At 64.2% G+C, this 21,906-nt stretch carries 25 protein-coding genes and 1 pseudogene; 9 read left to right on the forward strand and 17 right to left on the reverse strand.

What is annotated here, in order from left to right; all coding sequences use genetic code 11:
* Positions 1-12: 12 nt before the first annotated feature.
* The 7 genes from ACQUSY_RS04100 to ACQUSY_RS04130 all read right to left on the reverse strand — a co-directional run bounded on the left by ACQUSY_RS04100 (position 13) and on the right by ACQUSY_RS04130 (position 6,925).
* Positions 13-606 carry a copper resistance CopC family protein gene (locus ACQUSY_RS04100; protein WP_428903237.1) on the reverse strand — a complete coding sequence of 198 codons (594 nt, stop codon included), beginning with the start codon at positions 604-606 and terminating at the stop codon, positions 13-15.
* 105 nt (positions 607-711) lie between these two features.
* Positions 712-1,335 (reverse strand): hypothetical protein, encoded by a 624-nt coding sequence (locus tag ACQUSY_RS04105; RefSeq protein ID WP_428903238.1) that lies wholly within the window; start codon positions 1,333-1,335, stop codon positions 712-714.
* 249 nt (positions 1,336-1,584) lie between these two features.
* The gene (locus ACQUSY_RS04110; RefSeq protein ID WP_428903239.1) at positions 1,585-2,970 is read right to left on the reverse strand and encodes a glycine--tRNA ligase; all 1,386 of its coding nucleotides are present in this window, start codon (positions 2,968-2,970) and stop codon (positions 1,585-1,587) included.
* A gap of 134 nt (positions 2,971-3,104) precedes the next feature.
* A complete protein-coding gene (locus ACQUSY_RS04115; protein ID WP_428903240.1) occupies positions 3,105-3,314 on the reverse strand; it encodes a hypothetical protein in 210 nt (69 codons plus the stop codon).
* A gap of 14 nt (positions 3,315-3,328) precedes the next feature.
* Complete coding sequence (locus ACQUSY_RS04120) at positions 3,329-3,703, reverse strand: hypothetical protein (RefSeq protein WP_428903241.1); 375 nt, start codon at positions 3,701-3,703, stop codon at positions 3,329-3,331.
* A 329-nt stretch (positions 3,704-4,032) separates the two neighbouring features.
* Positions 4,033-4,959 (reverse strand): serine hydrolase, encoded by a 927-nt coding sequence (locus ACQUSY_RS04125; RefSeq protein ID WP_428903242.1) that lies wholly within the window; start codon positions 4,957-4,959, stop codon positions 4,033-4,035.
* 1 nt (position 4,960) lies between these two features.
* Entirely contained in the window at positions 4,961-6,925 is a 1,965-nt protein-coding gene (locus ACQUSY_RS04130) for a M13 family metallopeptidase (protein WP_428903243.1), read from the reverse strand.
* Positions 6,926-7,003: 78 nt separating this feature from the next.
* Here ACQUSY_RS04130 and ACQUSY_RS04135 point away from each other — a divergent pair, with 78 nt between their 5' ends.
* Entirely contained in the window at positions 7,004-8,326 is a 1,323-nt protein-coding gene (locus ACQUSY_RS04135; protein WP_428903244.1) for an MATE family efflux transporter, read from the forward strand.
* 35 nt (positions 8,327-8,361) lie between these two features.
* Positions 8,362-8,844 (forward strand): hypothetical protein, encoded by a 483-nt coding sequence (locus ACQUSY_RS04140; RefSeq protein ID WP_428903245.1) that lies wholly within the window; start codon positions 8,362-8,364, stop codon positions 8,842-8,844.
* Between the two features lie 36 nt (positions 8,845-8,880).
* Here ACQUSY_RS04140 and ACQUSY_RS04145 read toward each other — a convergent pair whose 3' ends face one another.
* On the reverse strand, positions 8,881-9,501 hold the full coding sequence (locus ACQUSY_RS04145) for a TrmH family RNA methyltransferase (protein WP_428903246.1): 621 nt from the start codon (positions 9,499-9,501) through the stop codon (positions 8,881-8,883).
* Between the two features lie 184 nt (positions 9,502-9,685).
* Here ACQUSY_RS04145 and ACQUSY_RS04150 point away from each other — a divergent pair, with 184 nt between their 5' ends.
* Complete coding sequence (locus ACQUSY_RS04150) at positions 9,686-10,009, forward strand: hypothetical protein (RefSeq protein ID WP_428903247.1); 324 nt, start codon at positions 9,686-9,688, stop codon at positions 10,007-10,009.
* 14 nt (positions 10,010-10,023) lie between these two features.
* Here ACQUSY_RS04150 and ACQUSY_RS04155 read toward each other — a convergent pair whose 3' ends face one another.
* Complete coding sequence (locus tag ACQUSY_RS04155) at positions 10,024-10,434, reverse strand: four-helix bundle copper-binding protein (RefSeq protein ID WP_489685720.1); 411 nt, start codon at positions 10,432-10,434, stop codon at positions 10,024-10,026.
* A gap of 157 nt (positions 10,435-10,591) precedes the next feature.
* Here ACQUSY_RS04155 and ACQUSY_RS04160 point away from each other — a divergent pair, with 157 nt between their 5' ends.
* Entirely contained in the window at positions 10,592-11,224 is a 633-nt protein-coding gene (locus ACQUSY_RS04160; protein ID WP_428903249.1) for a metal-dependent transcriptional regulator, read from the forward strand.
* 111 nt (positions 11,225-11,335) lie between these two features.
* Here ACQUSY_RS04160 and ACQUSY_RS04165 read toward each other — a convergent pair whose 3' ends face one another.
* The 5 genes and pseudogenes from ACQUSY_RS04165 to ACQUSY_RS04185 form a co-directional block, all read right to left on the reverse strand.
* Positions 11,336-12,271, reverse strand: coding sequence for a nucleoside hydrolase (locus tag ACQUSY_RS04165; protein ID WP_428903250.1), 936 nt, complete (start codon positions 12,269-12,271; stop codon positions 11,336-11,338).
* Positions 12,272-12,300: 29 nt separating this feature from the next.
* Complete coding sequence (locus ACQUSY_RS04170) at positions 12,301-13,287, reverse strand: SDR family NAD(P)-dependent oxidoreductase (protein WP_428903251.1); 987 nt, start codon at positions 13,285-13,287, stop codon at positions 12,301-12,303.
* 485 nt (positions 13,288-13,772) lie between these two features.
* The gene (pyrE, locus tag ACQUSY_RS04175) at positions 13,773-14,351 is read right to left on the reverse strand and encodes an orotate phosphoribosyltransferase (protein ID WP_428903252.1); all 579 of its coding nucleotides are present in this window, start codon (positions 14,349-14,351) and stop codon (positions 13,773-13,775) included.
* 10 nt (positions 14,352-14,361) lie between these two features.
* Positions 14,362-14,613 (reverse strand): ROK family protein, encoded by a 252-nt coding sequence (locus ACQUSY_RS04180; protein ID WP_428903253.1) that lies wholly within the window; start codon positions 14,611-14,613, stop codon positions 14,362-14,364.
* 55 nt (positions 14,614-14,668) lie between these two features.
* Positions 14,669-14,881, reverse strand: a pseudogene (locus ACQUSY_RS04185) (LacI family transcriptional regulator); the annotation flags it as partial.
* 134 nt (positions 14,882-15,015) lie between these two features.
* Between ACQUSY_RS04185 and ACQUSY_RS04190 the strand changes: the two are divergent.
* Positions 15,016-15,858, forward strand: coding sequence for an exodeoxyribonuclease III (locus ACQUSY_RS04190; RefSeq protein ID WP_428903254.1), 843 nt, complete (start codon positions 15,016-15,018; stop codon positions 15,856-15,858).
* 26 nt (positions 15,859-15,884) lie between these two features.
* Here the strand turns inward: ACQUSY_RS04190 and ACQUSY_RS04195 are convergent, their stop codons facing one another.
* Entirely contained in the window at positions 15,885-16,316 is a 432-nt protein-coding gene (locus ACQUSY_RS04195) for a VOC family protein (RefSeq protein WP_428903255.1), read from the reverse strand.
* A gap of 126 nt (positions 16,317-16,442) precedes the next feature.
* Here ACQUSY_RS04195 and ACQUSY_RS04200 point away from each other — a divergent pair, with 126 nt between their 5' ends.
* On the forward strand, positions 16,443-17,705 hold the full coding sequence (locus ACQUSY_RS04200) for a sensor histidine kinase (RefSeq protein WP_428903256.1): 1,263 nt from the start codon (positions 16,443-16,445) through the stop codon (positions 17,703-17,705).
* Positions 17,702-18,430, forward strand: coding sequence for a response regulator (locus ACQUSY_RS04205; RefSeq protein ID WP_428903257.1), 729 nt, complete (start codon positions 17,702-17,704; stop codon positions 18,428-18,430). Before ACQUSY_RS04200 ends, ACQUSY_RS04205 begins: the two co-directional genes overlap by 4 nt.
* 128 nt (positions 18,431-18,558) lie before the next feature.
* On the opposite strand, the gene ACQUSY_RS04210 is transcribed toward ACQUSY_RS04205, so the two are convergent.
* On the reverse strand, positions 18,559-19,131 hold the full coding sequence (locus tag ACQUSY_RS04210; RefSeq protein ID WP_428903258.1) for an NADPH-dependent FMN reductase: 573 nt from the start codon (positions 19,129-19,131) through the stop codon (positions 18,559-18,561).
* Positions 19,132-19,350: 219 nt separating this feature from the next.
* On the opposite strand from ACQUSY_RS04210, the gene ACQUSY_RS04215 reads away from it, so the two are divergent.
* Both ACQUSY_RS04215 and ACQUSY_RS04220 read left to right on the forward strand, forming a co-directional pair.
* Complete coding sequence (locus ACQUSY_RS04215; RefSeq protein ID WP_428903259.1) at positions 19,351-20,235, forward strand: ABC transporter ATP-binding protein; 885 nt, start codon at positions 19,351-19,353, stop codon at positions 20,233-20,235.
* On the forward strand, positions 20,232-21,326 hold the full coding sequence (locus ACQUSY_RS04220; RefSeq protein WP_428903260.1) for an ABC transporter permease: 1,095 nt from the start codon (positions 20,232-20,234) through the stop codon (positions 21,324-21,326). The genes ACQUSY_RS04215 and ACQUSY_RS04220 overlap by 4 nt, the downstream gene beginning before the upstream one ends.
* On the opposite strand, the gene rraA is transcribed toward ACQUSY_RS04220, so the two are convergent.
* Positions 21,323-21,805, reverse strand: coding sequence for a ribonuclease E activity regulator RraA (gene rraA, locus ACQUSY_RS04225; protein ID WP_428903261.1), 483 nt, complete (start codon positions 21,803-21,805; stop codon positions 21,323-21,325). The two genes, ACQUSY_RS04220 and rraA, sit on opposite strands and share 4 nt — an antisense overlap.
* Positions 21,806-21,906: the final 101 nt, after the last annotated feature.

The raw sequence follows: 21,906 nt of genomic DNA on the forward strand, positions 1-21,906 counted from the left end.
TGAGACGCGATGTCACGCGTCGGTCGTCTCGGAGTCGCCGCGGCGTGCGCGGCGACGAGCAACAGAGAAGATCGTGAAACCGGCGGCCGCGATGACGGCCGCGGCTCCACCGATGAGGAGCGCGCGTGGCACTCCCCCGTTTTCTGTCGTGCCCTGCTCTTGTTCCTTCGCTGTTCCTGGTTCCGTAGCCGATGGTTCCGTCGCCATCGGTGCTGCGCTCTCGCGCACCAGCGGCTCGGCGTCACCAACCGTGAACGGGATGATGCCGCTGATCGGATGGCCGTCGCTAGATACGACACGCCAGCGCGCTTCGTACCCGCCGTCCGGCATGCTCGCGTCGAGCACCGCGGTGACCTCGCTGTAGTCGACGACCGGTTCGTCAAGAACCCAGTCGGTGCCGTCGGCGTCGACCACAATGATCGCCGCGCCCATCGTCATCACTTCTGCCGAAAACGTCAGCATGATGGTTTCGGGGGCGGTCTCGAGTTCTTGCCCCGCCGACGGGGTGCTCGAGATTAGTTCTTCGTGTGCGAGCGCGGCCGTTGTCGGCATAAGAACCAGGAGCGCGGCAAGTGCCACCGCGCTCGAAATACGTGCAATACGCATGATGTGACCCATCTGCGCGCCCGTGCCCGAAGCATCAGGCTGCGCGTTGAAACCCCACGCTCAAGGCGCGTTGGGGCGAAGTATTCCGCTCGGGAGCGGAGGGAGTCAGAGCACGCGTGCGACAGGTGGGCCGCGACGCCAAGCGCGCGCGACGAAAAGCCGGCTGAGCGCCGGAAGAACGGTGGTGTCGACCGCGCTGCGCGTGGCGCGGGCGGGTTCGACAAGAATGCCGATGAGGGCGACGATGACGCGGCGGAACCAGCCGGCGATTGCCGCGGCGAGCGCTCGCATCAAGAAGGCGGCGCGTCCGGCGCGGTACAACACGACAGCGGTGACGGTCGCGGCGAGCGCGTGCCAGCCCCACATCGTCGTGTCGGCAGTGATGAGAGTCGCCGTTGTTTCCCACTCAGTCATCACCATGGCGCCGTGATTGTGGTGGCCCATGGTTCCGGCTGTTCCGGCGGTTGCGCCGCTGGAGGCCGCACCGAGGATGAACAGCGTGTGGAAGAAGAATTGGCTGACGCCGACGCCGACCAGGGTGCGCGTGGCCGAGAGTTTGCGGCCCGCGAGCAGCATGCACAGCAGCATCGACAGGACGAGCGGAACCACGATGCCGACCCAGCCGGGAAGGGCACCGCCGGCGGCGACGTGCGACATCAACGCCATGAAGGTCGCAAAAGCGCCCGCCATCGAGCCGCGAACAACGCGGGTGACACGGGGCGAGCGCATGCGTCTATTCTGCCAGGTTTATTGCAGTCATCGGACGACTTCGTATTGCCGCCGCGATTTCGTTGAGCGTTTGTGAACACGCGTATACGCGGGGTGCGGCGCGCGTTAGCGACTCATCCGCGAATTCTTCCGACATGCGCTTTGAATTCAGCCCGAGTCCGGAACCCCGCGCACACGAAGAACGGAACCTCCCCTCGGCGCGCGAGAGAAGGTTCCGTTTCGCTTTGAATCGCTGTGAGCGACGATCGCTTATGCGCCGCTGAGGCGCTCCGCGAGGAAGGCGTGCAGGTCGTCGATCGCGATGCGCTGCTGTTCCATGGTGTCGCGATCGCGCACGGTCACGGCGTTGTCTTCGAGCGATTCGAAGTCAACGGTGACGCAGAACGGGGTACCGATTTCGTCTTGGCGACGGTAGCGACGGCCGATGGCGCCGGCGTCGTCGAAGTCGATGTTCCAGACGCCGCGGAGGCCGTCGGCCACCTGGCGAGCCAGTGGCGACAGCTTCTCGTTGCGGCTCAGCGGCAGCACGGCAACCTTGACCGGCGCGAGGCGCGGGTCAAGCTTCAGAACCGTGCGGGTATCAACGCCACCCTTGGCGTTCGGAACCTCTTCTTCAACGTACGAGTCAACGAGAAAGGCCATCATCGAACGGGTCAGACCAAACGACGGCTCGATGACGTACGGCGTGTAGCGGTCGCCCGAAGCCTGATCGAAGTACGTGAGGCTCTGGCCCGACGCTTCGGAGTGGCTCGACAGGTCGTAGTCGGTGCGGTTAGCGACACCCATGAGCTCGCCCCACTCCGAACCCTGGAAGCCGAAGCGGTATTCGAAGTCGATGGTTCCGGCGGAGTAGTGCGCGCGCTCATCTTCGGGCACGTCGAACTGGCGCATGTTCTCGGGGTTGATACCGAGCTCGATGAACCAGTCCCAGCACGCCTGTACCCAGTGCTCGAACCATTCCTGCGCCTCGGCCGGCGGCACGAAGAACTCAATCTCCATCTGCTCGAACTCACGCGTACGGAAAATGAAGTTTCCGGGGGTGATCTCGTTGCGGAAGGCCTTACCGACCTGGCCGATACCGAATGGCGGCTTCTTGCGCGACGCGGTCAGCACGTTCGTGAAGTTCACGAAAATACCCTGCGCGGTTTCGGGGCGCATGTAGTGCAGGCCCGACTCGTCGTCGACGACACCGAGGTACGTCTTGACGAGACCGGAGAAGGCCTTGGGCTCGGTCCACTTGCCGCGGGTACCGCAATCGGGGCACGCGATGTCGGCCAGGCCGTTTTCGGGCTGGCGACCCTTCTTCGCAACGAAGGCCTCAATGAGGTGGTCTTCACGGTGACGCTTGTGGCACTGCAGGCACTCGATGAGCGGGTCGGAGAACGTCGCAACGTGACCCGATGCTTCCCACACACGCTTGGGCAGAATGATCGACGAGTCGAGGCCAACCATGTCGCCACGGCCACGTACGAACGTCTGCCACCACTGGCGACGGATGTTTTCCTTCAGCTCGGTACCGAGGGGGCCGTAGTCCCACGCCGAACGCGAACCGCCGTAAATCTCACCCGCTTGAAAAACGAACCCGCGGTGGCGGGCGAGGGCAATGACTTTGTCGAGACGGGACTGCTCGGCCATGGTGGCTCCAATGGTCGTGAAGGGGTGATTTTGAGAGGCGTCAATGCGCCTCACGATGCCCCAAGTCTACCCGCGCAGACGCCCCGTCTCATCGTGCCTGCCGACGTGCCGAAGCGCGGCCTGGTCAAGGTCGCTCAGCACGCGGCCCGGTTGGCGGCCATCGTGCGCTCGACACCGGCGCCGCCGAAGATGTACGCGGCGGCCTCTTTCGACAGCGCGCGTCGGGCGGCGTCGAAGAGCACGGAAGGGTCGACCGGAACCAGGGGTGCGGTTCCGCCAATTCCGGCGCGGAAGATTGCAGACTGGGCATTGCGGCCAACGCCGCTCGGAGCTTCGTTGCTCATGCCCGCCAGCATAGCTAGACGAAGAACGGATTGGGGTCGTCGGGCCGCGAGGGCCGCAGCGTTGCGGGCGCCGGCCACGGCAGGTCGTACCGCGTGCTCGGAGCATCAATCGCGCCAAAGTCTTCAGTTTTCACCGCAATGCCGTCGGGCGTGAACTCGACGAGACGCACGCGCGTCGGCCCCTCGGGAAGCTCGAGCGTCCACGGGTCGGCGAGAAATGCGATACCCCAGTCTTCGAGCAACTGTTCGACTTCGAGCCACTCGGCGGGCTCACCCACTCGCCGCCCCAGCACATCGATGCCCTGCCACAAGTCGCCGGCGGGCACAATCCACCCCACGACCTCGCGATCACGGTCACGGCGGTGAGGAACGGCATCAGGCGGCAGCATGCTGTCACCCTACGCGGCACCCGCCGGTCTGGGGCGGAGTGTGACGCGCTCCATGCCCACCCTGCGCCCCGCGTGACGCGCGCAATCACCCAGCCCAAGGTTCCGCTGCTCTGAAACACGTACTTTGTCGTGAAACCCGTACTTTTGAGGCGATATTTACCGACTGAAACCGCCGTACTTTTCGCGCCTCTTCTTACGGTTTTCGCGACACTTTACGGTTCTCGCGACGTCGGGCCGTCTTACGCCATTCGCGCGTGCGCAGCGCAAAAAACCAGCGCAGAACGCGGAACCACGGGGTGCGGATCCGGGGACGGTTGCGCCGTGGCGCCTCAGAACACGTATTCCATGAGTTCGACGCCGAAAGTGCGCATGGCATCGTGCACGCGCAGGCGGTGGGCGATCGATAGGTCGTCGAAGCACACCGTGATGGCATAAGCGACACCAGCACGCGGCCCAGCCAGCACGCCAGCTTCAGCGCGCACGCCTTCGGCGCGGCCAGTCTTGTTGATGAACAAGATGCGGTGTTTGTCGTTTTCGTGGTCGAACGGGTCGAGGCCCGTCGCCGATGCCACGAGGCTGAGGTCTTGGTTCAGGCTCAACCACTCGGCAACCTGCGCGCTGACGGCCGGGTCGACGACCTTGCTGTTGACGAGCGCGGCAAAGAGTCCGGCGGTTTCGCGCGTTGAACCGATCGCGAGATCCGGGGCGTCATCGGGGCCGCGGTTGTCACGGAACCCGTCGAGCACCGCGAGCTGCGTCAGGCCCAGGCTCTCGAGCCGCGCGCGCACGGCGTCGGTTCCGACGCGCGCGAGCAGGGCGTTCGTTGCCACCGGATCACCGGTCGCGGCGGCCAGCACCGCGACGTCCGCGAGGGTGAAGTTCGTGGCAGCGAGGTGGTTCCAGATTCCTGCGACGGGGGACGGAACCACGCAGGTGCGGTCGATAAGTTCAGCAGGGTCGAGCGTGCCGGCGTCGAACTGCACGGCCACTTCAAGCAGCACCGCAACCGCGCCGAGACCACCGATCGGCTGCGACACATAGTCATCACCCGAGACCACAACGTGGCCGCGATCGAGGTCACTCACGTGCAGCGACACTTGGGCGCCCGTGCCGACGAGCTGTTCCAGCGCTCGCAAGGTCGTCGCGAAGCCGCGCTTCGAGGCGTCAATGCGCGTCGACTGGTGGCGCGCGCCACGACGGGCAGGCGGAAGCTCGGCTTGAGCCGCCGCCTGCTCACGTCGCGTGCGCGGGGTCACCTCACCAAATGGTGACGCGCTGGTCGGCGTCAAGCCAGAGTTCGTCGGATTCGGTGACGTTGAACGCCTCGTAGAACGCATCGATGTTGCGCACAATCTGGTTGCAGCGGAATTCGGCCGGCGAGTGCGGGTCGATGGTGAGTAGGCGAATCGTCTCAGCCTCGCGCGACTTCTGTTGCCACACCTGAGCCCAGCTCAGCAGCAGTCGCTGCACGCCGGTGTAGCCGTCGATGACGGGAGCCTCAGCGCCACCGAGCGACAGCTCGTACGCCTTCAGCGCGATGCCGAGGCCACCGAGGTCACCGATGTTCTCACCGATCGTGAGGGCACCGTTGACGGTGTTCGAGGCGTCGAGGCCGACCGGAACCAGGGCGTCGTACTGCGCAATGAGGGAGGCAGTGCGCTCTTGGAAAGCCTTCTTGTCAGCTTCAGTCCACCAGTCTTCGAGCTTGCCGTCACCGTTGAACGTCGCACCCTGGTCGTCAAAACCGTGCCCGATTTCGTGGCCGATCACGGCGGCGATGCCACCGTAGTTCGCCGCGGCGTCGCGCTCGGCATCGAAGAATGGGAACTGCAGGATCGCCGCCGGGAACACGATTTCGTTCATGAGCGGGTTGTAGTACGCGTTGACCGTCTGCGGCGTCATGAGCCATTCGTCGCGGTCAATCGGCTCGCCCACTCGAGCGAACTGGCGGTCGTGCTCGTGCACGGCCGATGCACGCACGTTGCCGAGCAGGTCATCTGCTGACACGTCAAGCGTCGAGTAGTCGCGCCACTTCACCGGGTAACCGATCTTGGGCGTGAACTTGGAGAGCTTGTCGAGCGCACGCTCGCGGGTCTCGTCGCCCATCCAGTCGAGCTTCGTGATGCTCTGGCGGTACGCCTCGACGACGTTGGCGACGAGGTCGTCCATCGCGTCTTTCGCCGCGGGCGGGAAGTGGCGGTCAACGTAGACCTTACCGATCGCCTCCCCCATCGCGCCCTCGGTCAGCGAGACGCCGCGCTTCCAGCGCTCGCGAATGACCGGAACACCCGAAAGCACCGTGCCGTAGAACGCGAAGTTCGCGTCAACGAGCTCGTCGGTCAGGTACGGAGCGGCTGCGTGCACGACCTTGAAACGCAACCATGACACGAAGTCGGCGACGCGCTCAGCCGTCAGCACGGTTCCGAGCCCCTCAAAGAAGGAGGGCTGGTACAGCACAACCTCGTCCAGAGCGGCCGGGGAGTTCGGGGTGACCGCCTCACGCCACGGGGTCATGTCGACGCCGATGGTCTCCTGCATTTCAGCCCACGTGCGGAGGTTGTAGGTCGCGACCGAATCTCGGCTGCGCACGTTGTCCCAGTGGTGCGACGCGAGTTCTTTCTCGAGCTCGAAAATGCGTTGCGCTTGAGCGGCCGCGTCGTCGATGCCGCCGAGTGTCAGCATTTTCTCGATGTGCGCGACGTACTGCTCGCGCAGCTCGGCGAAGTTGTCGAGACGGAAGTAGCTCTCGTCCGGAAGCGTGATGCCGCCCTGCAGCAAGAACGGAACGTAGCGCTCCGGGTTGCCGGGGTCGGGCTCGACGAACATGCCAATGACGCTGGCGATACCTTCGCGGTCGAACTCACCGAGCACGGTGAGCAGGCTCGGCACGTCGGTGATGGCGTTCACGCGGTCAAGCAGCGGCTGCAACGGCGCGGTGCCGAGAGCGGCGATCGCGTCGGTGTTCATGAAGCTGGCGTAAATGTCGCCGGCCTTGCGGGCGTCAGTGCCCGGCTCAGCGGTGACGATCTCTTCGATGATTTCGTGTACGTGCTTTTCAGCCTGCTCGGCCAGCTCATTGAACGAGCCCCACCGGGCCTTGTCGTCAGGAATGTCAGTGCGAGCGATCCAGTCACCGTTGACGTGACGGTACAGATCGTCTTGCGGGCGGATTCCTTCGTTGAATTCTTCGGTTTTCAAGCCGGAAGGCTGGACAGCACTCATGCACCCACCCTATGCCGATCTCGCGCATCGACAGCCACGTTTCGGGGTTCTTTTTCGGTACACCCATAGGCTGAAGGGGTGACAGCGCCCTCGACCCTGAATCGCGACATTCTGGGGCTCGCTCTTCCGGCTCTCGGTGCTCTCATCGCCGAGCCGCTGTTTCTCATGCTCGACTCCGCCATGATCGGTCATCTCGGCACGGTTCCGCTTGCCGGTCTCGGTATCGCGGGCGCCGTTTTGCAGACGATCGTCGGGCTCATGGTGTTCTTGGCGTACTCCACGACACCCGCCGTCGCCCGAAAGTTTGGTGCCGGAGATACGCGCTCGGCCGTCTCGGTTGGTATCGACGGCATGTGGTTGGCGCTCGGGCTCGGCGCGATTCTGGCAACGGCCGGATACCTCACCGCCCCCTGGTTCGTGTCCCTCTTCAATGCGCCAGCCGACGTCGCTGAGCAAGCCACCACCTATCTGGGCATCTCGATGGGCGGACTGCCCGCGATGCTCATTGTGTTCGCCGCCACCGGTCTGTTGCGCGGCCTCCAGAACACGATGACGCCGCTCTGGATAGCCGGCATCGGCTTCGGGGCCAACGCCCTGCTCAACTACGTCTTTATTTACGTACTCGATTGGGGCATCGGTGGGTCGGCGGCCGGAACCGTCGCCGCGCAGTGGGGAATGGTCGGCGCCTACGTGCTGATCGTGACCCGCTTGGCCCGCCAGCACGAAGCGCGTCTGCGCCCGCAGCGCGAAGGCGTCGCCGGCAACGCCCGCAGTGGCGGGTGGCTTTTACTTCGTACCGTGAGTCTGCGGGTCGCACTGCTGTTGACCGTCGCGGTTGCCACGTCCCTCGGCACGGACGAACTCGCCGGCTGGCAAATCGCGTTCACGATGTTCTCCACCGCGGCGTTCGCCCTCGACGCGCTCGCCATCGCGGCACAGGCCCTCATCGGACTCGCGCTCGGCAAGAATGATCCGCGTCAGGCGCGCCTCGTGCTGCGGCGCACCCTGGCGTGGGGTGCGTGGTTTGGCGTGATCGTCGGCATCATCATTGCCGCGCTCAGCGGGGTCATCGGTTTCGTCTTTACCGGCAGTGCTGAGGTTGCGGCGCTCATCCTGCCCGCGCTCATCGTGCTCGCGATCGCGCAACCGGTGTGCGGCATGGTCTTCGTGCTCGACGGCGTGCTTATGGGAGCCGGCGACGCCAAGTACCTGGCCATCGTCGGCCTGCTCAACCTGGTTCCGACTCTCCCCGCGCTGTGGCTTGTGGCAGCCCTGCACCCGACCGGTTCCTGGGGGTTGGTGTGGGTCGCCGTGTGCTTCTTCGGCGTCTACATGCTCGCGCGCCTCGTCACCCTCGGCGCACGCATTCGTACCGATGAGTGGATTGACAGCAACATTTAGGGTGCAGAATCAACCGTTCGGCCTACTCTGGTCACATGACGAAGCGATTGTGGTTGACGACTCCGGCCGTTGCGATTGCGGCTTTGCTCACGCTCTCCGGTTGCAGCACCGCGCAGACGCCTGACACCGACGGCCCCGAGCCGACTGTCACACTCACGCAGCAGCCCGACACTGGTGATGAGCCGACGTTCGAGACGATTCTGCCGAAGAACTCGACCGGCGCTTCGGTCACGCTACGTTCGGAGGGCAACCTCACGCCGGGCGAACCGGTCGACGCGACGTCGAATGACGCCGCGGATGGCGGCTGGATCGCACAGTTCGCGTGCGCGTCAGATGGCGCGGTCACCGCCGAGGTTCTGATCAACGATGAGGTCGTCGTTGAATCCACCGCGGTCGAGTGCGAAACGGCAACGCCGACGAGCGTCAAGTTCTCGGGCGGCGGAACCATCACGTTGCGCATCACAGGTGAGGGCGAAGGCATCTACGTGTCGCAGCTCTCGAAGGATGGCGCCGTTTAAGGCTTCGCGCTCGGCGCGGCCGCGCTCAGCAGGGCGTTACTTCGCGTAGCGGCGGCACCACTCGTACATGACGATGGCGCCAGCTGCCGACGCATTGATAGAGCGCGTGGAACCATACTGCGTGATTTCGATGAAGGCGCCGGCTGCGGCGAGCGCCTCGGGTGAGAGCCCGGGCCCCTCTTGTCCGAAGAGCATGACGCAGCGTTCGGGTAGCTCGGCTTTGTCCACCGGCTTCGCGTCACCGACGTTGTCGATCGCGAGAATCGGCAGGTTTTCGCTGGCCGCCCACGCCGCGAATGCCTCGACAGTTTCGTGGTGCACGACGTGCTGGTAGCGGTCGGTGACCATCGCGCCGCGGCGGTTCCACCGGCGGCGACCGATGATGTGCACGGTGTCGGCGAGAAACGCGTTGGCGCTGCGCACGATCGACCCGATGTTCATGTCGTGCTGCCAGTTTTCAATCGCGACGTGGAAGGCGTGGCGCTGGGTGTCGAGGTCGGCAACGATGGCCTCCATCGTCCAGTACCGATACCGGTCGATCACGTTGCGGGTGTCACCCTCACGGAGCAATTCGGGGTCGTACCAGTCGCCCTCGGGCCACTCGCCCTGCCAGGGGCCGACGCCGTGGGTTGACCGCTCCGGGGTTTCTTCACTCACCCATCCAGCCTAATCGCTGGGGTGTGCGCACCCCGCCGTGCCTCCGGGCCGCCCCGCTGGTTCCGCTGCCTTCTCTGGTTCCGCCGCCCACTGGTTCCGGAACATTCTGTTTCATCGTGTGACGGCGTTTTTCTGCAATCAGAAACCCGGACGTACCGTTGTGACACCGATTGAAAGGATCACCATGCTCACCACCGCCCGCCTCCAGCAGTCACTTGCGACCGCTTGCGAGCAGGGCGAGATGTGTGTGCATGACCGGTCAGGCCACCAGCTGAGCGCGATTCAGTGGCGACTCGCGACGGCTACGCCGAGCGGCTGGGTCGACGCACTCGTGACGGCCGTCGAATCGGACGGCTGGATCATCGTGGCAACGCTCGACGGCGAAAGCACGCGGCTGTGGAACCACGCTGACCGCACCTCTTCGCTGCGCGTTGGTGAGCCGGTTTCGGTGCACACTCGCTACGACGTTTTCGTTGCGGGCGAGACGCGCTTTAACGTCGCGCGCTGACGACTCGGTGTGGGTTAGCCCATACCCATTGACGCCATCATCTTTTCGCATGCCTTCATGGCGGCTTCGCACGCCATCGCGCACATGCGGCAGGTTTCGCTCATCTCGGCGTGCTCGTTACAGCAGTCCATGCACGCTTTTGTCATCGCCATCGTGGCGTGAAGCATCGGCATCATGGTGTCGTTCGACATGGCCATGGGGTGCATCATCATCTTCATCATGGTCTGGCACATCTCTGCGCACATTGTGCTCATCGAGACGCACATGCCCATGCCGTTCATGCCTGCCATGGTTCCGGCGCACATCGTGCATGCCTGCATGCACGCGTTACAGGCCTCCATACACTCCTGCATGGCGGTCATATCCATCGAGGCCATCATGGTGTTGTCCATAGGCATGGACTTCATCATCGCGGTCATATCCATCACGGCGCGCTCCTTCGCTCGGGTGAGCGCGGAAACAACGCCCACGTGACTCCCATGCTACGACTGCGAGGGTGCGCCCACCAGGGTGCGGGAGTAAACGTTGGGTTTCGGGCAACTCTTCACGCGACAATCGCGCAGGGGCGGGTAGCCTGGTGCGGTGAGATCTCCTGCGGCCGACGACTATCTGAAGACCGTCTATGCCCACACGGAGTGGCAAGACGAAGCCATCACGCCCTCGGTGCTCGCGGGCAAGCTCGGTATTGCGCCATCGAGCGTCACCGAAATGGTGAAGAAGCTCGCGGCCGCGGGTTTTGTGTCACACGTTCCGTACGGCGCTGTGACGCTCACCGAGGCCGGCCGCGAGCGCGCACTTGCCATGGTGCGCCGTCACCGTCTCATCGAAACGTGGCTCGTGAAGACGTTCGACTACTCGTGGGACGAAGTGCACGACGAGGCTGAAATCCTCGAGCACGCACTGAGCGACCGGCTGCTGTCAAAGATTGACGCCCAGCTCGGCCACCCCCGCTTTGACCCGCACGGCGACGCGATTCCTGATGAAAACCTCGTCGTCGCGTTCACACCGTTCGTGTTGCTCGCCGACGCGCCTGTAGGTCACACCGGCGACGTATTGCGCGTGAGTGACCACGACCCGGATCTACTGCGTGCCATCGAAGAGGCCGGATTGCTCGTCGGAACCACGCTGATCGTCGCGGAGACCGGAGTCGTTATCGAGGGCGCGACCCGCATGGTTCCGCCCGGCGCCGCACGCTCCGTCTGGCTTACGGCGTAAGGCGTCGAGCCTGCCCGGTCGCGCAACCGGGCCCGCTGTTTCGGGCGCAGCCCTCGTGGTTCCGCTCGGCGCGGCGCAGGCGTATCCCGATGGTTCCGCCCACGCGACGGCTTAGTCGAGCGTCTTGATGGCGTCGACGACGGCGTTCCAGAATCCGTCGACGTCGAGGCCGACGGCAACGTACGCGTTGGGTTCACGGTCGAGCACGCCGTGCAGGTCGACGCTCGTCGCGCCCGCCGTGTGCGTGCCCTTCGTTTCGACATCGAGGCGCACGTGCACAACCTCGACCGTCTCGGGAGCGGCGAGTACGGCGACGGCGACCGGGTCGTGCAGGGGGCCATCGGGCATGCCGTAGACCGTTTCGTTAGTGTCGCAGAAGAAGCGCATCAGGTCGTCGCTGAAGCGGCTGGTGTTGTTGCCGATCGCGATGATACGCTCACGCACCTCGGCGGTGAGGAGTGCCTGGTGGGTGACGTTGAGTCCGACCATCGTGAACTTGACGCCAGATTCGAGCACGAGCGCGAGAGCTTCAGGGTCGACGAGGGCGTTGAACTCGGCGTACGGGGTGGCGTTGCCGCGCTCGGTCGAGCCGCCCATCCACACCACTTCGCGAATGCGTGACATGAGGTCGGGGCGGTCGCGCAGCAGGATCGCGACGTTCGTGATCGGCCCGGTCGCGACGATGGCGATGGGTTCGGTCGACGCCTCAATCACGTCGACCATGAGCTGCTGAGCGCTGCGCTCATCGAGGGTCATCGTTGGTGTCGGGAGTTCGGGGCCGCCGAGGCCGTTTTCGCCGTGGATCCACTCCGCAGTTTCGAGTTCGCGCTCAAGCGGACCGGAAGCGCCGGCGGCGATCGGCACGTCATTGACACCAGCGACGGTGAGGGCGACGCGCGCGTTCATCGTGGTGAGGGGCAGCGGAACATTGCCGCCGACCGTGGTGACGCCGCGAACGTCGATGGTCGGGTTGCCGAGCGCCAGCCACAGCGCAACGACGTCGTCGTGGCCGGGGTCGCAGTCAACGATGACGGGAATGGTGCTCACAAGAGACCTTTCAAACAGGGTGAAACAGATTAGTCGCGGGGCGACTGGGCGGCCTCAAACGGCCAGGTGGTGCGCGTCGCTTCTTCGCAGAACGCCCACACTTCGCGCCCAACTTCAGGCAAGCGCGAATGCACGGTGAGCGTCGTCGACTTGGCCGCGGGGTAGACGCGGGGTGGTCCGGTGAAGGTGCGCGCGGGGCCGACAAGGTCGCCGCCCTGCACTTGCGGGTCGATGAGCGCGCGTACCTGAGATGCCGCCCCAGCCTCTTTCGATTGGCTGACGGGTGCCTGCAGGTTCGCGAAGAATCGCTTGCTGCGGCGCACTTCGTTGACGCCAGCAACGGCATCGGTGCGGCCGCTCAGCGAATAACCGGGGTGAGCGATGACGTTGGTGACGGCGACATCTGCTTCATCGCAGCGGCGCTGTGCTTCGGCCGCGAGTACCTGCGCCATGAACTTCGACTGCACGTAGGCGCGCGCGCCGCTGTAGTTATCTTTGAGCTCGGGGTCGATTTTGGTGGTCTTCCACGATGCCGTCGAGATGGATCCGAGCCACACCATGCGGCCGGTGCCGAAATCGCGGCCCGCCTTCGCGAGCGTCGGCAACAGGCCAGCGGCGAGAGCGAAGTGACCGAGCACGTTTGTCGTGAGCACGATCTCGTGGCCGTCGACCTCTTCGCGCTTGCGTGGCGGGTGCACGATGCCGGCGTTCAGAATGACACCATCAAGGCGGTCGTGCGATGACAGGCTCGCGGCAGCCGATCGCACCACCGAACGCTTCGTGACGTCGATGATCATCGATTCCAGCGAAGCCCCAGGAACACGACGCCCGATGGCAGCGCGAGCCGCGGTCAACTTGTTGACGTCGCGGCCGCTCAAAATGACGTGCGCACCCGCCGAAGCGAGCTGTTCGGCCGAGAAGAATCCGAGGCCCGAGGTTGCTCCGGTGACCAAATAGGTGCGCCCAGCAAGACTCGGGAGCGCACGCGCATCCCACGAATCCCGGGAACCAACCACGTGGCAACCCTATCCGGTTTCTGCGCCTCTCCGTCACCGTGCTCGCGTGCGTATGCCCTGGTTCCGCTCGCCCACCGGGTGACTTTGCGCGACCCACTGTCCTGAAACCCGTAGTTTGTAGCGAAACCCATAAAAAATGGCCCAAAAAGCACGGCCCCCACGACAGAGTACGGCTCTCGCGACCGCGGATGGGGACGGAACCACGAAGCACGAACCGCGGAACCACGGAGCGTCATTTTGATTGCGGGGGTTGGGCTGTGACTATATGGTCAAAATGTGACCAAGCGCATCGCGGCCGTCGTTCAAACCGCTGCCGAAGGAAAACACCCATGAGTGAACGTGACATTCTGTTCCTGGTTTCGACCGTCATTGTGGCGTCGACCCTGGTCGTTTTCGTGTGGCAGTACATCCGTAACCGCAACGACGAAAAGAAGAACAAGTAAGCGCCGGCAGGTTTCCCCACCGGCGCTTCCCAAAACCATGAATTACTGGGGTGCGAGACCCAGGTCGTCGAGGTCGATCGCGGCACGCCACTGCAGGCCCGCGTCTTCAATCGCGGCCTGTGCACCGGTCTTGCGGTCAACGATAACGATGACGGCAACAACCTCGGCACCAGCAGCGCGCAACACCTCAACGGCCTTGAGCGCCGACTGACCGGTCGTCGACGTGTCTTCGACAACGATGACACGCTTGCCCTCAACCTCGGCACCCTCGATCTGGCGACCGCGGCCGTGGTCTTTCGGCTCCTTACGAACGACGAATGCGTCGAGCGGCTTGTCGGTGCCAGCCGACGCGTGCATCACGGCGTTCGCGATCGGGTCGGCACCCAGCGTCAGACCTCCAACGGCGACGACACCGTCAAACTCGCTTGCGAGCTCCGCCGTCAGGCGGCCAATCGCGGGAGCAGCACGGTGGTCAAGCGTCAGGCGACGCATGTCAACGTAGTACGACGCCTTCTTGCCGCTCGACAGGGTGAAGTCGCCGTGGAAGACGGCCTCACTCTTGATGAGCTCAATGAGCATCTGGCGGTCAGCTTCCAGGGCGGGCGACGAGAACGCGGTCATGCCCCCAATTCTATGCGGGGGTGGCGGCGAAAATTCTCGCGTCATGCCCGAGTGCCAGTGCGGCGGCGCCCATGATCGCGCCTTCGTCGCCGAGGGACGGAACCATGACCGCAACATCGCGGGCATATGCCAGCACGCTGGTGTCGCGGATCACCGCTCGTACCCGATCGAGGTAGTCGGCGGCGACGTGTGAGAAGCCGCCACCAATCACGATCGCATCGACGTCGATCAGGGTCGCCATGCTCCCGAGCCCGCGGCCCATCGCTCGTGTCGGCGATCACTTCGTCAGCTACAACGCCCGGCATCGGCCGGTCGACGAGCACGATCGGGGTGCCGCCGCCAATCTCCTGTCGCAAATACGAAACGTCGGTCTGTTCCGGAATGACAACGACCAGGCCATCGAGGCGACGACGCACGACGCTCTGCAGCACGCGGGTCGCTTGCTCGGGATCATCGGTCGCGGAGGCAATCAGCACGAGCATGCCCTCGCTCTGCGCCCGCTCTTGAACGGCGTGCGCGAGCTGCGCGAAGAACGGGTCAGAACCGCCACTTCCACGCGCTCGCCCGCGGCGTGCTCATCGGCACCGCAACCCCGTAGGTCTGAAGAACAGCGGAACCGGGGGTGCTGTCGCCGGGTGTCGGTGGTGAACCGTAGGCTGGTGGCATGCGCATTGCCACCTGGAACGTCAACTCGATTCGCGCGCGCGTTGTGCGCACTGTGGAATTCGCCGTGCGCGAGAACATCGACGTGCTCGCGATGCAAGAGATCAAGTGCAAGCCGGAGCAGTTTCCGTACGCAGAGTTCGAAGCTGCCGGCTACCACGTGGTCGCGCACGGCCTGAATCAGTGGAACGGCGTTGCCATCGCGAGCCGCGAGCCCATTGAAGATGTTGAGCTCGCCTTCGCCGATATGCCGGGCTTCTTGAAGGGCTACGAAGGCCCCGATGCGCCGCTCGAAGCGCGTGCGATTGGCGCGACGATCAACGGCGTGCGGGTGTGGAGCCTGTACACGCCCAACGGTCGCGCGCTCGATGACCCGCACATGACGTACAAGCTGCACTGGCTCGACGCGCTCGCCCGCCACACCGAGGCCGAGCTCGCCGCCAACCCCGAGCTCAAGCTCGCCCTCGTCGGCGACTTCAACGTCGCCCCGTTCGACGAAGACAACGGCGACCCGACGATCGTCGAGGGCGTGTCAACGCACGTCTCGCCGCCCGAGCGCGCAGCCTTCGCTGCGCTGCAGTCGGCCGGCCTGACTGATGTTGTGCGTCCGCTGGTTCCGACGGGGTACACGTATTGGGACTACAAGCAGCTGCGCTTCCCTCGCAACGAGGGGCTGCGCATCGACTTCATCCTGGGCTCCCCCGCCTTCGCCGACGTGGTTTCGGGTGCGTTCATCGCGCGCGACGAGCGCAAGGGCGAGATTCCCAGCGACCACGTTCCGGTGGTTGTCGACCTCGATCTCGACCCGGTCGATGACGACGACATCCCGATGATTTTCGGGTAACGCCGACGGGCGCAACCGGGTAGGCGCTACCCGTTCTCCCCCATGTACGCTTCGGGGCCCTCGTCCGCAGCCTGTGGTTCCATGTAAAGGAATTCCAGAATGTTGCCGTCGAGGTCTTCGAGCGTGCGGGAGTACATGAAGCCGTAGTCTTGCGCTTCGCGCGGTTCGGAACCACCGGCTGCGATGCCCGCCACCAGGGTCGAATCGACGTGCTCACGAGAGTCACGGGTCAACGCGATGATCGCCTGCGCGTTGTCACGCGGGTCGACGATGGCCTTGTCGGTGAACGTCGTGAAGTAGTCGCGGGTGAGCACCATGAAGTGCACCTGGTCGCTCCACACCACGGAGGCCGCGTTGTGGTCGGTGAAGAGGGGGTTGATCTGGCAACCGAGGGCCGTGTAGAACGCCTTTGCCTTGTCGAGATCCGACGTGGGCAGGTTGACGAAAATCATGGTCATGACGTGCCTTTCTTGTGGAGGGACAGCGCACACATAGTGCCAATGACCGCGATGGCGGGTCACGGGGTTGCAAATCTCCGTCGCGTGGCGCAGGCGCCGCTTGCCTCCCCCGCCTACGGTGGAACTATGGCCGAAGTTCTTGCCCGCCCGGCGCCCACCGAGCAGGAGTACCGCACTGATCTCTGGATCGCGCTGGGAATGTTTATCGTCGGCGTCATCAGCGCCGGCCTCATGACGGTCGTCAACCTCTACGGTACGAGCCAGGTCGGCATCGAGTGGGCCCTGCTCACGACTGCGATCAACAGCGCGGCCCTTGCCGTGCGCCGCCGTTATCCGATTGCAGTCGCCGCAGTCGTCTGCGCCACGTACTTCGCGAGCGTGACCTTCCAGGTTCCGGAAGTCCACGTCGGCAACATCGCAATGTTCATCGCCCTGTTCACCGCGGGCGCGTGGGTCAACAATCGCCGCCTCGCGTTCTGGGGCCGGGCCATCATCACGACGCTCATGATGGTGTGGCTGTTCGTCAATATGTATATGGCCGCGACCGTTCCGATCGAGGGCGACGGCGGCCTGTCGCGCGCGGGCGCTTTCTCCCCTTACGTCGCCTACATGCTGCTGAACGTGCTGATCAACATCGCGTTCTTCGGTGGCGCCTGGTTCATGGGTGACCGCTCCTGGAACGCCGCGGTCGAAGAAGAACGCTTCCGCGAACGCACTCGCGAACTTGAGGCCGAGCGTGAACTCACCGCCGCCCAGGCCGTGGCCCTCGACCGTGTCGCCATCGCCCGCGAACTGCACGACGTCGTCGCGCACCACGTCTCAGCGATGGGTGTGCAGGCCTCGGCCGCGCGCCTCAGGATGACAAAAGATCCGCAGGCCGCAGCCGAAGCTCTCACCACGATTGAGACGTCAGCCCGCACCGCCATCACCGAGTTGCGCTTGCTTCTCGAGACCCTGCGCACGCCCGACAACGGCACAAACGAAAACGGGTTCGCCTCGACCCTTGGTCTCTCCGGCCTGGATGACCTCGTGAAGCACGCCAACGACGCGGGCATGCCGACGGCCTTCACCGTGCTCGGCGATAAGCGCGAGGTCCCGGGCGTCGTGCAGGCCAATCTGTACCGCATCGCCCAGGAGTCGCTCACGAACGCCCGCCGCCACGGTGGACCCGACGCGACCGCCGATGTGCGCCTGCGTTACACCCCGACGTTCGTCGAAATCGAGGTCAGCAACACGGGCCGCCCACCGCTCGCGCTGCGCCCCGGGCTCGGGCAGCTGGGCATGCGAGAGAGGGCAGCTGCGTCGGGCGGAACTATTGAGCTGGTTCCGCGCACGCATGGCGGAATGTTGGTACGCGCGCAAATGCCGTTGGCGGAGGTTTTCGTATGATTCGTGTGGTTCTGGTCGATGATCATGCCGTGATGCGGGCGGGGTTCCGCATGATTTTGACCTCGACGGACGACATCGAAGTGGTGGGCGAAGCATCAACCGGGCGCGAGGCGATCGCGATCGCGCACGAGCTGCAGCCCGATGTGATCTGCATGGACGTGCAGATGCCTGACATGGACGGCCTCGAAGCGACGCGCCAGATCGTGGCCGACCCTGCAGTTGGCGCGGCGATTGTCGTGGTGACAACGTTTGACCGCGACGACTACGTCTTTCAAGCACTACAAGCGGGCGCGAGCGGATTCTTGCTCAAGAACGCCAGCCCAGACGAGCTGATTTCGGCTGTGCGGGTGGCTGCCGCTGGCGATGCATTGTTGGCGCCCGAAGTGACGAAGCGCGTGATCGAGCGGTTCGCCGCCGAGTCGGCGGGGTCTTCGGGGGCGGCCGGTGCGGGTGCTTCGGGTGCTGTACGTGCGGGGGCGTCTGGCGCGAGCTCAAGCCCCTCCGCTGCATCGCCGGGCGCTACGACAATCGACGTCGACCTCACCGATCGTGAGCGCGAAGTACTGTGCCTGCTGGCTCGTGCGCTCTCCAACGCGGAGATCGCGGCCGAGCTCTTCATCGGCGAGGCAACCGTGAAATCACACGTCTCGAACCTGCTCGCCAAGCTCGGCGCCCGCGACCGCGTCGGCGCCGTCGTCTACGCCCACCGCCACGGCCTCGCATAGCCCAGCCCCACTGGTTTCGGCGGCACGTTTCGTCTCACTCCGCTCGCTCAACTGTCAGTGTGGGTGGGAAAAGCGAAACGCACTGACCGTTCGGGTTCGGTCAGTGCGTTTCCTGAAACGTCTGGTGCTTACGCGCCGACGAGCTCCTCAGCCGGAACATAGCGCTCGATGAGCGCCTCGAAGGCTGCGAGGTAAGAGCGCAGGAATTCTGCGGTGCCCTCGTTCGTCACTTCACCGTCTTCGGTGAACAGGTCGGGGGTCGTCTGCACATAGCCCTCGGGCTGACCGAGAACCGGTGCGTTGTAGTGGCTGAAGATGGCCTTCAGGTGCTGCTGAGCAGCAGCCGTAGCGATGCCACCACCCGAGGTTCCGATGATGGCAACGGGCTTGCCGTCGAACGAACCCTGGCCCCACGGGCGTGCCGACCAGTCCAGAGCGTTCTTCAAGACACCCGGAATCGAGCGGCTGTATTCGGGGGTCACGATGATGACGCCGTCAACGTCAGCGATGGCCTGCTTGAAGGCAACAGCCTCGGCGGGGTAGTTCGCGTCGTGGTCGGGCGAGTAGAAGCCAAGCTCCTTGATGGAGATTTCTTTCAGTTCGACACCCTCGGGAGCGAGACGCTCAAGAGCCTTTGCCAGACGGCGGTTGATTGAGGTCGACGAGATCGAGCCGACGATGTATCCAATGGTGCGAGTCATGGTTATATTCAAACGCATGTAAATGCAAGTCGCAGATCGAGGGCGTCATACTCAGCAACCTCTCAGCACTCCCCAGCCCCGCGGTTCCGCCCTCAACACGCCCATCTCCCCCTTCGAGAACGTGCCCTCCCCCTCACGGCGGAGGGGACATTTCCACCCCACGGCGGATGTGCCAACACCGCCGAATTTCTAGATTGGAACCATAGGGAAGGAGCGGAAATGCTAAAGCTCAACGGGATCACCAAGAACTACGGAACCAGGCAGGTGCTCGGCAACGTATCGTTCACCGTCGCAGACAATCGCCTCACCGGCTTCGTCGGAGGTAATGGCGCCGGCAAGACGACCACCATGCGCATCATCCTGGGTGTTCTGGCACCCGATGGCGGCGAGGTCACGATGAACAGCCAGCCGTTGCAGACCGCTCAGCGTCGCCACTTCGGCTACATGCCGGAAGAGCGTGGTCTCTACCCCAAGATGGGTGTGCTCGACCAGGTGTCGTACTTCGCTCGCCTGCACGGTTTCAGCAAGCGCGACGCGACGCACAAGGCAACCGTTCTTCTCAACGAACTCGACCTCGGCGAGCGCCTGAACGACAAGATTGAGTCGCTCTCGCTCGGTAACCAGCAGCGCGTGCAGATCGCCGCTTCTCTCGTGCACGACCCCGAGGTCCTCATTCTCGACGAGCCGTTCTCGGGCCTCGACCCGATCGCGGTCGACACCGTCGCTCAGGTTCTGCAGTCGCGTGCCGCCCAGGGCGTTTCTGTGCTGTTCTCCAGCCACCAGCTCGACGTGGTTGAGCGCCTGTGTGATGACCTCGTCATCATTGCAGGTGGTGAGATTCGCGCCGCCGGTAGCCGCGAGGCCCTGCGCGAACAGCATGCTTCGAACCAGTACGAACTCATGTCAACGGCCGACGCCGGCTGGCTGCGCACGCAGCCCGGCGTTCGTGTCACGTCATTCGAGGGCGGTAACGCCCAGTTCATCGCCGACAGCCCGGCCGTCGCACACACCGTGCTTCGTACCGCGCTGACCCACGGCGACGTCACCAGCTTTAGCCCTCTGCGCCCATCGCTGGCGCAGATCTTCAAGGAGGTCATCCAGTGAGTGCCACCGTTAGCCCCAGCTTTGGCCAGTCCGTCGCCCTCGTGGCGGAGCGCGAGGTCAAGTCCAAGCTGCAGAGCAAGGCGTTCGTGGTCTCGACGCTTATTCTGTTCGCGATTGTTCTCGGCGGAATCCTGTTCTCCGGCTTCAGCGGTGACGCGCTGAGCTCGAAGACGAAGGTGGCGGCCACCGGAACCTCCGCTTCACAGCTTGCCGAGGTTCCGGGTCTCGAAGTGGTTGAGGTGAACTCCGACGACGCGGCAAAGGAGGCTGTGCGCGACGAGTCGGCCGAGGCCGCCGTTGTTACCGACAGCGCCTCCCCCACGGGCTACACGATCGTGACTCTCACCGAAGTCGACAGCTCGCTGACGTCGGTGTTGTCGATCGCCCCGAAGACCGAGATTCTCGAGCCCAGCACCACCGATCCGTTCATGCGATACATCGTCGCGATCGCCTTCGGCGTCGTGTTCATGATGGCGGCGACGATGTTCGGCACGACGATCACGCAGTCGGTCATCGAAGAGAAGTCGACCCGCGTCGTAGAGATTCTGATCTCGACGATCTCGACCCGCGCGCTGCTCGCCGGCAAGGTGCTCGGCAACACGATTCTCGCAATGATGCAGGTGATCGGCATCGTCGTGGTGGCCATCATTGGCCTCACGATCACGGGTCAGAGCGGACTCCTCGGCATGCTCGGCGCGCCACTCGTCTGGTTCGCAGTGTTCTTCTTCTTCGGCTTCATCCTGCTCGCCGCGATGTTCGCAGCGGCCGCCTCGATGGTGTCGCGTCAGGAAGACGCCGGTGCCACCACCACGCCGATCACGATGCTGATCATGATTCCCTACGTGCTGATCATCGTGTTCAACGACAACTCGGCAGTGCTCACGGCCATGTCGTACGTACCGTTCTCCGCCCCGGTTGGCATGCCGATGCGACTGTTCCTCGGTGAGGCACAGTGGTGGGAGCCGCTGCTCAGCCTCGCGATTCTGATCGCCACCGCCGCGCTCGCCATCGTGATCGGCGCGAAGATCTACGACAACACGCTGCTCAAGATGGGCAGCCGCGTCACGCTGAAGGAAGCCCTGAAGGGCTAGTCAGCAGCCCGCTGCACCAGGATTCCGTCGGCATCAGCCCAGACGGTCATTCCCGGAACAAAGGTGGCGCCGCCGAAGGAGACGACAACGTCAACTTCGCCGGCGCCATCTTTTGCGCTTTTGCGCGGGTTTGACCCGAGCGCTTTGATGCCGATCGGTAGGCGTGACAGCGCGAGACGGTCGCGCACAACACCGTTGATGATGACCCCAGCCCAGCCGTTGTGCACAGCAGACGCCCCGATGAGGTCACCCACGAGCGCCGACTCCAGCGACCCGCCGCCGTCAACGACGAGCACCTGCCCGTGACCATCAGTGGCGAGCGTCTGTTTCACGAGCGCGTTGTCGCGAAAGCACCGAATCGTGCGCACACGGCCGGTGAAGGCTGTGCGGCCGCCCATATCGCTCATCACGAGGCTGACAGAATCAAGCGCTTCGCCGTGCTCATCGTAGAGATCGGCGGTCTGAAAAGTGCGGGTCATAGTGGAACCATATGTGGGGTTGCGTGCGCCCGTTGGGCTTGCAGAGAAGAAAAAGTTGGCGATCTTCTGATCGCGCAAAACTTGGCGACGTGACGTGCCAA

The sequence above is a fragment of the Microbacterium daqui genome (assembly GCF_050408675.1).
In the GTDB taxonomy this organism is placed as follows: domain Bacteria; phylum Actinomycetota; class Actinomycetes; order Actinomycetales; family Microbacteriaceae; genus Microbacterium.